The sequence below is a fragment of the Bacillus sp. X1(2014) genome (assembly GCF_007678255.1).
In genome coordinates this window covers 103,699-117,529 of record NZ_VEED01000009.1, presented here as the reverse complement: position 1 = coordinate 117,529, position 13,831 = coordinate 103,699, and the positions used below count along the sequence as shown (strand labels likewise).

At 41.5% G+C, this 13,831-nt stretch carries 13 protein-coding genes, 1 pseudogene and 1 riboswitch; of the genes and pseudogenes, 12 read left to right on the top strand and 2 right to left on the bottom strand.

What is annotated here, in order from left to right:
- Positions 1–186: 186 nt before the first annotated feature.
- Positions 187–1,548 carry an IS1182 family transposase gene (locus FS608_RS17460; protein ID WP_144553306.1) on the bottom strand — a complete coding sequence of 454 codons (1,362 nt, stop codon included), beginning with the start codon at positions 1,546–1,548 and terminating at the stop codon, positions 187–189.
- Between the two features lie 324 nt (positions 1,549–1,872).
- Positions 1,873–2,133: pseudogene (locus tag FS608_RS17450) on the bottom strand (HoxN/HupN/NixA family nickel/cobalt transporter); the annotation flags it as partial.
- A 135-nt stretch (positions 2,134–2,268) separates the two neighbouring features.
- Positions 2,269–2,446, top strand: a riboswitch (cobalamin riboswitch).
- Positions 2,447–2,585: 139 nt separating this feature from the next.
- Between FS608_RS17450 and cobJ the strand changes: the two are divergent.
- From cobJ to FS608_RS17390, 12 genes are read left to right on the top strand one after another with little or no spacing between them, the layout of a single operon-like run.
- The gene (cobJ, locus tag FS608_RS17445; protein WP_144553304.1) at positions 2,586–4,208 is read left to right on the top strand and encodes a precorrin-3B C(17)-methyltransferase; all 1,623 of its coding nucleotides are present in this window, start codon (positions 2,586–2,588) and stop codon (positions 4,206–4,208) included.
- A 9-nt stretch (positions 4,209–4,217) separates the two neighbouring features.
- Positions 4,218–4,994: a precorrin-6A reductase gene (gene cobK / locus FS608_RS17440; protein WP_144553302.1), complete on the top strand. Its 777-nt coding sequence runs from the start codon at positions 4,218–4,220 to the stop codon at positions 4,992–4,994.
- A complete protein-coding gene (locus FS608_RS17435) occupies positions 4,975–5,649 on the top strand; it encodes a precorrin-8X methylmutase (protein WP_144553300.1) in 675 nt (224 codons plus the stop codon). Before cobK ends, FS608_RS17435 begins: the two co-directional genes overlap by 20 nt.
- The gene (locus FS608_RS17430) at positions 5,624–6,760 is read left to right on the top strand and encodes a cobalt-precorrin-5B (C(1))-methyltransferase (RefSeq protein ID WP_144553298.1); all 1,137 of its coding nucleotides are present in this window, start codon (positions 5,624–5,626) and stop codon (positions 6,758–6,760) included. The genes FS608_RS17435 and FS608_RS17430 overlap by 26 nt, the downstream gene beginning before the upstream one ends.
- Positions 6,735–7,931, top strand: a complete 1,197-nt coding sequence (gene cbiE, locus FS608_RS17425; protein ID WP_144553501.1) for a precorrin-6y C5,15-methyltransferase (decarboxylating) subunit CbiE — start codon at positions 6,735–6,737, stop codon at positions 7,929–7,931. Before FS608_RS17430 ends, cbiE begins: the two co-directional genes overlap by 26 nt.
- Entirely contained in the window at positions 7,928–8,632 is a 705-nt protein-coding gene (cobI, locus tag FS608_RS17420) for a precorrin-2 C(20)-methyltransferase (protein WP_144553296.1), read from the top strand. The genes cbiE and cobI overlap by 4 nt, the downstream gene beginning before the upstream one ends.
- A complete protein-coding gene (gene cobM, locus FS608_RS17415) occupies positions 8,632–9,414 on the top strand; it encodes a precorrin-4 C(11)-methyltransferase (RefSeq protein WP_144553294.1) in 783 nt (260 codons plus the stop codon). Before cobI ends, cobM begins: the two co-directional genes overlap by 1 nt.
- Positions 9,407–10,543 carry a cobalt-precorrin 5A hydrolase gene (locus FS608_RS17410; RefSeq protein ID WP_144553292.1) on the top strand — a complete coding sequence of 379 codons (1,137 nt, stop codon included), beginning with the start codon at positions 9,407–9,409 and terminating at the stop codon, positions 10,541–10,543. Before cobM ends, FS608_RS17410 begins: the two co-directional genes overlap by 8 nt.
- On the top strand, positions 10,540–11,898 hold the full coding sequence (locus tag FS608_RS17405; RefSeq protein WP_144553290.1) for a cobyrinic acid a,c-diamide synthase CobB: 1,359 nt from the start codon (positions 10,540–10,542) through the stop codon (positions 11,896–11,898). Before FS608_RS17410 ends, FS608_RS17405 begins: the two co-directional genes overlap by 4 nt.
- A complete protein-coding gene (locus FS608_RS17400; protein WP_144553288.1) occupies positions 11,895–12,524 on the top strand; it encodes a precorrin-2 dehydrogenase/sirohydrochlorin ferrochelatase family protein in 630 nt (209 codons plus the stop codon). Before FS608_RS17405 ends, FS608_RS17400 begins: the two co-directional genes overlap by 4 nt.
- The gene (cobA, locus tag FS608_RS17395; protein ID WP_144553286.1) at positions 12,521–13,282 is read left to right on the top strand and encodes a uroporphyrinogen-III C-methyltransferase; all 762 of its coding nucleotides are present in this window, start codon (positions 12,521–12,523) and stop codon (positions 13,280–13,282) included. The genes FS608_RS17400 and cobA overlap by 4 nt, the downstream gene beginning before the upstream one ends.
- A complete protein-coding gene (locus FS608_RS17390) occupies positions 13,276–13,830 on the top strand; it encodes a nitroreductase family protein (RefSeq protein ID WP_144553284.1) in 555 nt (184 codons plus the stop codon). Before cobA ends, FS608_RS17390 begins: the two co-directional genes overlap by 7 nt.
- Position 13,831: the final 1 nt, after the last annotated feature.

Below are 13,831 nucleotides of genomic sequence, written 5' to 3'. Positions count from 1 at the left end.
AGTAAGAAAATAGTCACAGAAAATTGTGAAGAACCCAACTTAATCTTGTATAAGAGTCGAGAAATCAGGATTGTTATAGCAATCCTTCAGATTGTAGACAAAAGGCATTCGAATGAGTTCATTCGAATGCCTTTTATTGTTTTTTTGCTCGTAAGAGCAATATTTAGACCAATCCTATGCCTATTTCTAGGCCAATTCAGGACTTTTCCACGTCCAGTTGGCCATCTTTTTCAAATTCATGGCAGCAAAAGTAAGCATCGCTTGCATGGACAATTTTTTAAGGCCTCTTAAGGTTGTCCAACGCATACCATGCTTTTCTTTAGCATCTGCAAAGACACGTTCAATCGTTTCTTTACGTCTTGCGTAAATGCTTTTATTCTCTTGTGTATGACGAAGGTGATCGACTTCTTCTATGTAATGTTCCCACACATGACGCTCAATCAATTTTTTATGTTCTTTACTTTGCGTGCATTCGGAAAGTAATGGGCAATTTATACAATCAAGAGGATTAGAAAAGTATTGACGCTTTCCATGCTTCGTCGTCGTTGCATAGTTTAGTATTTGTCCTTGCGGACAGATATAACAATCGTAATATTCATCATAAACATACTCATGTTTTTTCATATAACCATCCTTCGTACGTGGACGTGTATACGGTAAGGCAGGAGTCATATCATTTCCAAATACGAATTGAGCAATAGCAGGTGTTTTGTATCCGGCATCAGCAGCAACAGCTTCAGGTTTCCCGTGTTTTTCGATGACTTTCTTAAGTAGTGGCTCGAATATGACGCTATCATGGATATTCCCTGGTGTTACAATTGTGCCAAGAACAAAACCATTTCGATCTGAAGCTGCATGAAATGAGTATGCGAATTGTTTAGTTCGTTCGTCCTTTACGTAATAACCACTTTCTGGGTCAGTAGTACTTTCTTTAATTTCTTTTAATTCTTCTTTATCAAATTTATCAGGAGGAAATGGCTTTTTTCCGTGATCTTCGCGGTCTTTATTAATCTCGTCTTGTAAACGTGCTTCATAAGCTTTAGATTCTTTTCGGACAACTTTCTTCTCGAATTTGCGCTTATTCGCACTCGCCTTAACATGTGTGGAATCTATAAATACGTGTTCGCTGCTAATTAATTTCTTGCCAGAGGCTTCCTTCAAAATACGATAAAAAATCTGTTCGAACAAATCTGTATCCTTAAAGCGTCGCTCGTAGTTTTTACCGAATGTTGAAAAGTGTGGTACCTTGTCATTAAAACCAAAGCCAAGAAACCAACGATAAGCCATATTAGTTTCGATTTCCCCAATGGTTTGACGCATGGAGCGAATACCGAAGGTATATTGGATGAAAGTCATCTTAATCAATACTACGGGGTCGATGCTGGGACGCCCACGTTCAGATGAATACAAATCTTGAACGAGTGAGTAAATAAATGAAAAATCAATAGCAGCTTCAATCTTTCGAACCAAATGATTCGCAGGTACAAGCTGATCTAAAGCTATCATTTCTATTTGGTCACGATTCATCTGTGTATTTTTAGTTAGCATTTCATCCACCTCATTTATATGTCTGTAGCTTAATTATACAAAGGACTGATATAAAGGTCATTACTGATTTTATAACCTTGTTGATTGGAGTGGAAGGCGGCGAAGACTCCTGCGGGAGTACGGGACAGGGGAGACCCCGCAGGCGCTGAAAGTGCCGAGGAGGCTCCCCGAACCGCCCGCGGAAAGCGAAGCCGCCTGGAACGGAAATCAACAGACTAGTTTAATGGCCAAACAAAAAAGACTGTCGACTTAAAAACCGAAATCCTTCGGATTTGTCGACAGTCTGCAGGATTGTTATAGCAATCCTTTTTTGTTATTGAGCTAAATTCCGACTAAAAATTCTAATGACATAGCCCATTTTTCAGGTATTTCACCCTTCAATAGCATAAGGATAATTCGAATAATAAATAATGTTGCTGTATGTCCTATCCCCCAAAAAACTCCTGCTAGTGAAGCCCTGAATAAATTTTTACTTTGACTTGCAATGGTTGAAACAGCAATTACATGTTCTGGCTCTATTGCGTGTTTTATACCAAGGACAAATCCTAATGCAAGAATGGATAGAAAACCTGACGAATGATCCAGTTTTATTGATGCATAATTTTTTGTAAGCACTATTTCAACCTAAGCAGGAGTTGTTCTACATAAGTTGTTATAAAATTTTTTAAAAAAAAATAGATTGTTAACTTTTGAGATTATATGGTATATTTAAAAAAAATTTAATAATCACTTTAAATAAGTGCTCACATTTGTGAGGTAATAGGGAAACTAGTGAAAGTCTAGTACAGCCCCCGCTACTGTAAAAGCTGATGAAATTGCTATACCACTGAGAAATCGGGAAGGTGCAAGAGTAAAATGAAGCTTAAGTCAGGAAACCTGCTTATTTAAACGACACTTGCTTTTCGGAGGGAGAAGTATAGGCGAGACAATACTAACTATTGTTTTTGTGTTTCAGTATGTTTTTTTTATACTGTCATTTCACATGCCTGTATTCCTTTTAAAAGGAGTGCAGGCATTTTTTATTTGGAGGTAAGTCTATGAAAAAGGGGAAAATTTTTGTTGTTGGCTTTGGTCCCGGTGATCGTGAGCATATTACTAATCGGGCTGTAGATGCATTGCAGCAAAGTGATTGTATTATTGGCTATAAGACATACGTGGAGCTAATTGAACCTTACGTATCAGCAACATCCATTGTCAGTACGGGTATGACAGAAGAAGTTTCACGTGCTCAGGATGCAGTTAAGAAAGCTGAAGCAGGCCATATTGTTTCAGTCATTTCCAGCGGAGATTCAGGCGTTTATGGTATGGCTGGATTAGTGTATGAAGTGCTGATTGAGAAGGGCTGGACTGAAAAAGAAGGAATTGCGGTTGAAATTGTTCCAGGTATTTCAGCCATTAATTCTTGTGCGAGTTTATTGGGTGCGCCCGTCATGCACGATTCCTGCACGATCAGTCTAAGTGATCATTTGACACCTTGGACTGTAATTGAAAAGCGCATAGAAGCAGCTGCGATGGCGGATTTCGTTATAGCTTTATATAATCCGAAAAGCGGCAGGCGGACACGGCAAATTGTAGAGGCGCAAAATATTCTATTAAAATATCGTTCGCCTGAAACACCGGTGGGACTTGTGAAAAGTGCTTATCGTGAAAATCAAAATGTAGTGCTGACAACACTGTCTGAAATGCTTGAACATGATATCGGAATGCTGACAACGGTTATTATCGGGAATTCTTCTACCTTTTTTTATGACAATAAAATCATTACCCCTCGAGGATATCAGCGTAAATATACGCTAGGTGAAGAAAAGCAAAGTTTAAAACCGCATCAGCGTTTGAAAAAAGAAGCCGAACCATGGGCATTAAATCAAGAAACAGGGGAAGCGCAAGCTGGATATGAACAAATTGAAAGAAAAAAACAAGAAGCCAGTTCATTAGATTTGGCCTTAAAGGCTTTATCCATGGTGACTAAATCGGAAATAGAACATCCGTATTTAGTTCAGCAGCCGATCGAAAATATATTTGAATTTGCTGTTTCACCTGGTATTGCTAATAAATTTATTACGCATGAGCAAATGCGCGTATTGGCAGAAACCATTGGAGAGACAGGCACCATGGAATATACACCGGATCATCGATTTTTAGTAAAGATTCCAACAGATCAGCCAGAATCGGTTGTTGAAAAACTTGAACAAAATCAATTAATTGTCATGCCTATGGGCGATGTTTTAAATGTAAAAGCTTGTGATTTTTGCTACGGGGAAAAAGCAGAATCGATTCCATATGCTGAAGAAATAGCATCAAAATTGGGGGGCTTAAAGCTTCCAAAAGAATTACATATTGGTTTCAACGGCTGTGGTATGGCCTGTTATCGGGCAGTATTCGATGATATCGGGATCGTTTACCGCCAGAAAAGATTTGATTTATTTATTGGCGCAAAGCCGGTTGGCCGTACAGCTCATGCTGCTCAGCCAGTAGCAGAAGGAATTGAACCAGATGAGCTGCTGCCATTATTAACGAAGATTATAGAAGAGTACAAACAAAATGCCCATCCAAATGAACGCCTTTTTAAATATTTTAAAAGAGTGAAAAAAATTCAGTATTTTAACTATCAGGATATGAGCTCCAAAATTGAAGTCGAGCCGGCACCATGTGGAGATTAGGAGGAACACATGATTTTATTTTTAGCAGGCACAAGTGATGCCAGAGCATTAGCCATTCAATTGCAAAATCAAGGCTATCCTTTATTAGCAACAGTTGTCACAGAATCTGCAGCCGAAAGTTTAAATGCCCACCATATTCCATATCAAGTAGGTCGGTTATCCGTTGATGACATGATGGCGCTTATTCAGAAGCAAAAGATGACCTGTGTTATCGATGCCAGCCATCCATATGCGGAAGAAGCGTCGAAAACCGCAATGGCAGCAGCACAAGCATGTGATATTCCCTATATTCGTTATGAAAGGCCAGAAGAACAGTTTATTTCTCCACTAATCACAGAAGTTGAAAGTTATGAAGAAGCAGCTAAATTAGCTCAATCTCATCAAGGTACGATCATGCTGACTACAGGCAGCAAAACGTTGGAAATATTTACGAAATATTTAATGCGTGATGAAATTCGGCTAATTTGCCGAATGCTTCCGAATATAGGGAACATGGAGAAATGTCATAGTTTAGGCATCAAACAAAAGGACATTATTGCGATCCAAGGACCATTTTCAGAATCATTAAATAAAGCACTATGTGAGCAATATCATGTGACTTTAATGATTACGAAAGAAAGCGGCAAAGTGGGATCTGTAGATGAAAAAATGACAGCTGCTCTGCAATTAGGGATTCCTGTAATTTTAATAAAGCGGCCAGCGATTGAATATGAAAATTTTTGTACTTCATTCGAAGAAGTAACTCAATTATTGGGAGGTTTTATTCATGGCAAATATGAACTTTAATACAACATTTATTCCTGTAACGGTCGATCCAGACAAGATTTATGATCACAGTTTCGCCATTATCAAAGAAGAAATGGGTGAACATTCTTTTACTGATGAACAATGGTTGGTTGTTCGGCGGGTGATTCACGCTTCAGCAGATTTTGAATTAGGCCGCAGCATGATTTTTACGCCTGATGCTATTGAAGCAGGGATTCAATCCATTTTAGCGGGCCGTCATGTAGTGGCGGATGTACAAATGATTGAAAGTGGGTCTGGCCGCAAACGATTCCAAAAGCACGGCGGGGACTTGCATTGTTATATTGCGGATGAAGATGTCTCAAAGGAAGCAAAGGCTCAAGGAACAACCCGGGCTATTATTTCCATGCAAAAAGCAACTCGTTTACAAGAAGGAGGAATTTATGCCATTGGCAATGCGCCAACCGCGCTGCTGGAGTTAATTCGATTAATTAAGGAAGGTGAGGCAAAACCGGATTTAATTATTGGAATGCCGGTTGGCTTCGTATCAGCAGCAGAGTCGAAGGCGGAGTTAGCAGTACTGGAAGGAATTCCATTTATTACGAATGTAGGGAGAAAGGGTGGCAGTACAGTGACAGTCGCTGCACTTAATGCCATTTCGATTATGGCGGATGAACGAGCAAAAGAAACGAAATAAAAAAGACCCTTCACAAATGCGCCACGGCTATACGACAGGAGCCTGTGCAACAGCAATGACAAAGGCAGCACTGCAAGCTCTTGTCGTGGGAAAGGTACCAGATGAAGTCACCATTTATTTACCGGTTGGCCAGTATGCAACATTTAAAGTAGCGGCATTTGAAGTATTAGATGACCGGGTTATGTGTGAAACGATCAAAGATGCCGGGGATGACCCTGATGCTACACATCAAGCACGAATTCAGAGTACCGTTTGTTATTCAAAAGTAGAAGGCATCCATTTAGATGGCGGGGTTGGTGTAGGGCGAGTGACAAAAGCGGGACTACCTGTACCAGTTGGTCAAGCAGCGATCAACCCCGTACCACGAAAAATGATATATGGCGTTGTACAAGAAGCAATTGAAAAATTTAACTTGGATTGCGGAATTGAAGTAGTCATTTCTGTACCAGATGGTGAAGAAATTGCTGAGAAAACACTGAATGGGCGGTTAGGCATTATCGGCGGAATTTCGATATTAGGTACACGGGGAACAGTCGTTCCATTTTCAAGTTCTGCTTATATGGCAAGTATCGTCCAAGCGATCAATGTAGCAAAAGAATCAGGATGTGAGCATTTAGTCATTACAACGGGTGGACGCAGTGAAAAATATGCGATGAAGCAGTATCCTCATTTACCAGAAGAAGCATTTATCGAAATGGGCGATTTTGTTGGTTTTACGTTAAAAAATATTGCGCGGAAGAAGATACCGAGAGTCTCGTTAGTAGGGATGATGGGTAAGTTCTCAAAAGTTGCTCAAGGCGTTATGATGGTACACTCAAAAAGCGCACCGATTAGCTTTGAGTTTTTAGCAGGAATGGCCAATAAAGTGGGTGTTGCTGAGGAGACGCAGCGAGAAATTTTACAGGCGAATACGGCTTCGCAGGTGGGGGATATGCTTCAGGGAAACGAGGCATTCTTTGCAGCACTATGCAAAAACTGCTGCTACTATGCACTGAATCATATGGACACTGAAATGAAAGTGTCGACAACCTTGTATGCCATGAATGGAGACTGTTTAGGAAAGGCTGAGAATATTGACAAATTGGATGAAGATGATTGGTATAGGGGATAATGGCGCTGCAGGATTGCTCCCCCAATATACAGCGTGGGTTGATGAATGTGATGTACTTGTAGGCGGGGAGCGTCATTTGCATTTTTTCCCGGAATTTAAAAAAGAGAAAAAAGTAATCAAAGGCGGTTTGTCAGCGTTAACAGCTGAATTACAACAAGAAACACGAAATGTCGTTATATTAGTGTCCGGGGACCCACTGTTTTATGGACTTGGCAGTGTACTTGCGAAGAAGCTTCCATTAGAAATTTTTCCCTATACCAGCTCGGTACAGCTCGCTTTTTCTAAAATGCAGGAAACCTGGCAGGATGCGTATCTTGTCAGTTTGCATGGTCGTTCCATAAAAGGGTTTGCACAAAGAATTGATGGACGTAAAAAAATTGCTGTTTTAACAGATGAAACGAATTCTCCGCAGGCAATTGCACAGTATTTAAAGCGATTCGGCATGACAGAATATGATGCCTTCGTTGCTGAAAATCTACAAGGTGAAAACGAGCGCTGCCGCAGCTTCACATTGGACGAAATGGAGCAAAGCTCCTTTTTTCCATTGAATGTTGTGATTTTAAAACAGCGTGAAGTAGTGGAACGTTCTTCTCTTGGAATTCCAGATGATGCATTTCTTCAGCGAAAGCCAGATAAAGGATTAATTACGAAAAGAGAAATTCGGACTCTTTGTCTGCAGGAGTTGGGGCTTAAGGAAAATAGCATTGTTTGGGATATTGGAACCTGCACAGGTTCAGTTGCAATTGAGGCGGCGAAAATGGCTCGGGAAGGTGCCGTGTACGCCATTGAAAAAAATGAGGGTGACCTTGAAAATTGCCTGGAAAATCAATTAAAACATCGTACAGATTTTGTTGCAGTGCTGGGTAAGGCACCTGACCGTCTGGATGAATTTCCAGATCCGCATGCGATTTTTATTGGCGGTAACGGTGGAAATATGGAGCATTTATTGCAAACATGTATTTCACGCTTACAGCCTAATGGACGCCTTGTTATGAATATTGCAACGATCGAAAATCTTGCTGAAGCGATGCAGCATCTAAAAGCATTAGGTTGTGAAGTATCGATATTACAGGCACAAATTTCAAAAAGTAAGCCAATCTTAAATTTAACACGTTTTGAACCGTTAAATCCAATCTATATTGTGACAGCAAGGAAAGGAAAAGAATCATGAGAATAGGAACCTTATTTGGATTAGGTGTCGGGCCGGGAGATCCAGAATTAATCACAGTAAAAGCATTTCGAAGATTGCAGGAAAGCCCCGTCATTGCTTATCCCAAAAAATTAAAGGGCAGTAAATCTTATGCCCATCGTATTGTGGAAGTGTATATTAACCCGGCAGAAAAAGAGATGCTTGGTTTAGTTTTCCCCATGACTAAAGATGAAGATACACTAAGAACTGAGTGGACAAAATCTGTGGAAGCTATTTATAGCTATTTAGCTCAAGGAAAAGATGTAGCTTTTGTGACTGAAGGGGATCCGATGCTGTTCAGCACATTTATACATTTAATGAACTTAATGAAATCGATGTACCCGGATGTTCCGATTGAAACGGTAGCAGGCATTTCTTCGTTTAATGGTTCTGTTAATCGCTTAGGGATTGCATTGGCTGATGGTGATGACCATGTCGCCATGATTCCTGCGACGGAGGATATGGAAGAAATGCGCCGTGTTATTGAAAACCACGATGCGATCGTCTTTATCAAAGTAGCAAAAGTTATAGACGCAATGCTCGATCTATTAGAGGAAATGAATTTATTAGAAAATGCACATGTCGTTACAAAAGTTACCTCTGATGAAGAGGTCATTTGGAAGATTAATGAACTACGGGGTGCAGAATTAAATTACTTGTCATGTATGGTGGTGCGCAAATAATGAAGAAAATTTGGATTATCGGAGCAGGTCCTGGAGATCCGGATTTAATCACGGTGAAAGGTTTAAAGCTATTAAAAGATGCGGATGTTGTGATGTATACTGATTCACTCGTAAGCGAAACGTTAGTAGCGGAAGCGAAGGAGTCGGCAGAAATTATCCGCACAGCAGGGATGCATCTTCAAGAAATGGTGGATTGTATTGTCGAGCGTGTCGATGCAGGCAAAAAGGTTGTACGTTTACATACAGGTGACCCGGCGATGTACGGGGCAACGATGGAGCAAGTGGCTCTATTGAAGCAGCATGATATTAGCTATGAAGTGGTGCCAGGTGTAAGTTCTGTTTTTGCATCTGCAGCAGCAGTTGGTGCAGAGCTGACGATTCCTGATTTAACTCAAACCCTCATTTTAACGCGGGCTGAAGGGCGTACACCTGTGCCAGAGCGTGAAAAATTACAGGCACTGGCAAGCCATCACTGTACGATTGCCATGTTTTTAAGTGCAACATTAACAAAGAAAATTACCAAAGAATTGCAGGCAGCAGGCTGGGCAGACGATACACCAGTTGCAGTTGTACAGCGTGCTTCGTGGCCTGACCAAAAAATTGTGCGCACAACACTAGCTGAATTAGATGAAGCAATGCGTGTCAATGGCATTCGCAAGCATGCGATGATTCTAGCAGGCTGGGCATTAGACCCGCATATCCATGAAAAAAATTATCGTTCGAAGCTTTATGACAAAACTTTTACTCATGGCTTCCGCAAAGGTGTGAAGGGGAATGATTAGTTTACGTGAAGGGGAAATTCCTGTAATCGAAAAACGCAAACCATATGCTCTTGTTGCCATTACAAAACATGGGGTGGCACATGCAAGAAGCTACGCGGAAAAATTCCCGTATGCGGATCTATATTATATGAAGAAATTCGAACAGGGGGACGAAGAGTCGCGCCAAATTCAGTTATTCGATGGTACGGTTCGTCTATTATTGCCCGCTCTGTTCCAGCACTATAAAGGAATCATTTGCATCATTTCCCTCGGTGCTGTTGTTCGCATGATTGCTCCGCTTTTGATTGATAAAAAGAAAGATCCTGCCGTGTTAGTGGTGGATGATAAAGGCCAGTATGTCGTCAGCGTATTATCGGGACATATTGGCGGTGCCAATGCCTTAACCCATGAGTTTGCCCATGCGATTGGTGCTGCACCCGTAGTTACAACAGCGTCAGATGTTCAAAAAACGATTCCCGTGGATTTATTTGGCGCCCAATTTGGGTGGATGTGGGAAAGTGAAGAAAAATTAACACCTGTTAGCGCATCGGTTGTCAATGAAGAGCATGTTGCAATCGTGCAGGAAACGGGTGAAAAAAATTGGTGGATGTACGATCGCTTAATGCCGGACAATTTAAAAATTTATCCAACTATAGATGAAGCGATCATGGCAAAGCCACAAGCAGCACTGCTTATTACAGATCGTTTAATTGAGGCACATGAAGAGGTCCTGCTCGAAAACGGAGTTATGTATCGCCCAAAATCAATTGTACTTGGCATTGGCTGTAATCGTGGTACGTCAATGGCAGAGATTGAAGCAGTCATAGATGAAACATTAGCAGAGCTGTGTTTAAGTAAAAAATGTGTCAAAGCAGTTGCGACCATCGATTTAAAGAAAAACGAAACAGGTCTGCTTGAATTAATTGCTAAACATAACTGGCCGTTTGTAACTTACACACCTGACCAGCTAAATGAAATTCCAATGCAGAACCCATCGGAAACAGTCTTTAAATTTACAGGAGCGTATGGAGTTAGTGAGCCGGCCGCATTGCGCTATGCGAATGCGAAAGAGTTACTGCTTGAGAAAAAGAAAAGCGGAAATGTGACGATATCCATTGCACGTGTCAACTTTGAGGAGGAAGTACGATGAATCGATTTGTTCTAGCCGGCACAGGAAGCGGTGTTGGAAAAACAACATTCACAATCGGCATCATGCGTACGCTTATGAAGCGTGGATTAACAGTCCAAGGCTTTAAATGCGGCCCGGACTATATTGACCCAACGTATCATACAGCTGTCACAAAACGCCCTTCTCGTAATATTGATAGTTTCATGATGTCCCATGATACAGTCCGTGCCATTGTCGCAAGAGCGAGCCAAGATGCAGATGCAGCTATAATTGAAGGAGTGATGGGCTTTTATGATGGCAAATCCCCATTATCAAATGAAGGATCTGCTGCTCATATTAGTGAGATTACAAAAAGTCCCGTCATTTTAATTGTCAATGTAGCAAGTATGGCAAGAAGTGCGGCTGCGATTGTCAGAGGATTTCAACTGTTAGATGAAAGCTCCAATATTGTTGGTGTTATTGCCAATCAATTAGGAAGTAAAAGCCATTTTGAAATTGTCAAAGCAGCAATTGAACAAGAATGTGGAATTCCTGTCATTGGCTATCTGGCAAAAGGAGCCGTACCTCTGATGCCAAGCCGTCATCTAGGTTTAGTACCAGCCATTGAACGTGGTGATTTAGATTCATATTTTGATAGTCTTGCAGAGGCAATCGAAGAAACTGTGGATATTGAACAACTGCTGGAAATTACAAAAACACAATCATTGGACGTTTCTGAATCTATCTTTGATGCACAGCCCGAAAGAAAAGAAGTACATATTGCAGTTGCAAAGGATGCCGCTTTTAACTTCTATTATGAAGAAAATCTAGAATTACTCCGTACATATGGTGCCACATTGCATTACTTCTCTCCATTACAAAATGAGGAAGTTCCAGAAAAAGCGCAGGGGCTGTATATCGGTGGCGGTTTCCCGGAAGAGTTTGCAGAAAGCTTGGCGAAAAATGAGGAAACGAAGCAATCATTAAGAGCCGCGCTTGAGCGAGGAGTGCCAACCTTAGCGGAATGCGGCGGTTTTATGTATTTAACAGAGGAAATTGTGGATCGTCAAGGACAGGTATTCCCGATGCTTGGGATCATTCCAGGACGTGTGCGGATGCAAGATAAATTAGCGGCACTTGGATACAGGGAAATTACAGGTGTTCCGGGCAATTTTCTAATCAATGAAGAGGAACAGGCAAAAGGGCATGAGTTCCATTACTCAACTTATGAGGGGGAGCATGCATCACCAGCTTATTTTAGTAAAGGCCGTTTTCGTGCTCAGCAGGAAGGTTATCTACATAAAAATATTGTTGCTGGTTATACACACTTTCATTTTGCTTCGAATCCACAGCTCGTGAAAAATTGGCTGAAAGCATGTTTGGAGGATAAACAATGAATTATTTCCCACTATTAATGAATATTGACTATAAAAAGGTTGTTATTGTTGGGGGCGGACATGTAGCACGTCAAAAGGTAGAAGCACTGCTTACAACAAAGGCACTAGTGACAGTGATAAGCCCAGCTGTTACCGATAAATTGCAGGACTACATCAATGAAGGGCTTGTGACTTGGAAAGAAAAAGCATTTGTACCTGCTGATTTAGATGATGCAGCACTGATTTTCGCGGTTACAAATGATGAAGAGGTAAATAATGCAGTGGAAGAAGCGGCACAACATTGGCAATTACTCAGCCGTGCGGATGCAAAAGGACGTGTTGATTTTATCAATCCAGCAGTCGTTCGCCGTGGTGATTTCGTATTGACTGTATCGACGTCTGGAGCAAGCCCAGGTCTGACACGCCAAGTAAAGACGGATTTAGAAGAGCAATTTGGAATGCATTACGCGCAGTATGTTTCATTTTTAAAGGAAGCACGTCAGCGAATTTTACAAGTGTTTACGGGCGATGCGAAAAAACAGCTATTAGCAGAGCTACTTGATCCACAGTTAATACAATGGATAGAACAAGGTGAAAATCAAAAATGTGAAGCGTGGCTGCAGCAGCGTATAGGAGAAAAACGGTGAGCGGATTTGTATATATTGTAGGAGCTGGTCCTGGTGACCCAAAACTATTGACGATTCGCGGGCTTGAGTGCATTCAGCAAGCAGATGTGATTTTATATGACCGTCTGGTGAATGCTGAATTATTAAAACATGCGAAAGCAGACGCCGAGCTGATTTATTGTGGAAAAGAACCTGGCAGACATGGACTGATTCAGGATGAAATTCATCGTGTGCTAGTGGAACAAGCCAATCTTGGCAAGCAAGTTCTCCGCTTAAAAGGCGGTGACCCATTTGTCTTTGGACGTGGTGCAGAAGAAGCCGGAATATTACGGCAAGCCGATATTCCTTTTGAAATCGTGCCTGGTATTACAGCCGGGATTGCCGCGCCTGCTTATGCTGGGATTCCTGTGACACATCGTGATCATGCTGCAAGCTTTGCGATCGTTACAGGTCATGGCCGCTCAGAAAAGGAGCAGGACTTTTTAAATTGGTCCGCTCTTGCTCAAATTGATACGGTCGCCTTTTATATGAGCATTGGCAATATCGCGCATATTACGAAAAGCTTAATAACCTATGGCAAAAGTGAAACAACCCCTGTTGCCGTCATTGAATGGGGCACAACCAAAAATCAGCGTACGATTACAGGCAATCTCTCCACGATTGCACAAGATATTCAAATCCATCGTATCACGAATCCAGCCATGATTTTAGTTGGCAATGTGGTTAGTGTAAGGGATCAAATTGCCTGGTTTATAGAAAAGGAGCATGAATTATGTTAGATGCATTAAAAAAGCGCCGTGCGATTCGCCAATTTGAAACGCGCGAAGTGGAACGTGAAAAAATTGAGACGTTATTAGAAGCAGCAACGTTTGCACCAAATGACCGTATGCGGGAGCCCTGGCATTTCTATGTATTACAGGGCGACAGCTTAAAACGTTATGAACAGGTGGCACTGGATTTTTTACAAAAACGTTTCCCAACAAAACCACATTTAGTGGAAAGCTCAATGGAGGCCATCACAAAAACACCGCTTGTCATTGTGGTGACATCTGCCATTGTTGAAGGAGATGAAGGTGCAACCAAAGATAATACCTTTGCAGTCAGCGGTGCGATTATGTCGATGTGGTTAATGGCCGAACAGCTGGGTTTAGGCATGGTCTGGCGTACACGCGGTGTTGGCTTAGTGCATGATACAGCATTACATGATTTTATTGGTGCATCGGATGGAGAGCAATTAGTAGGGACGTTATGCATTGGTTACCCTGCAGAAGAAATCACTTCCGTGAAAAAGCGTACACCATTTGCAGAAAAAACAACGTGGCTATAAG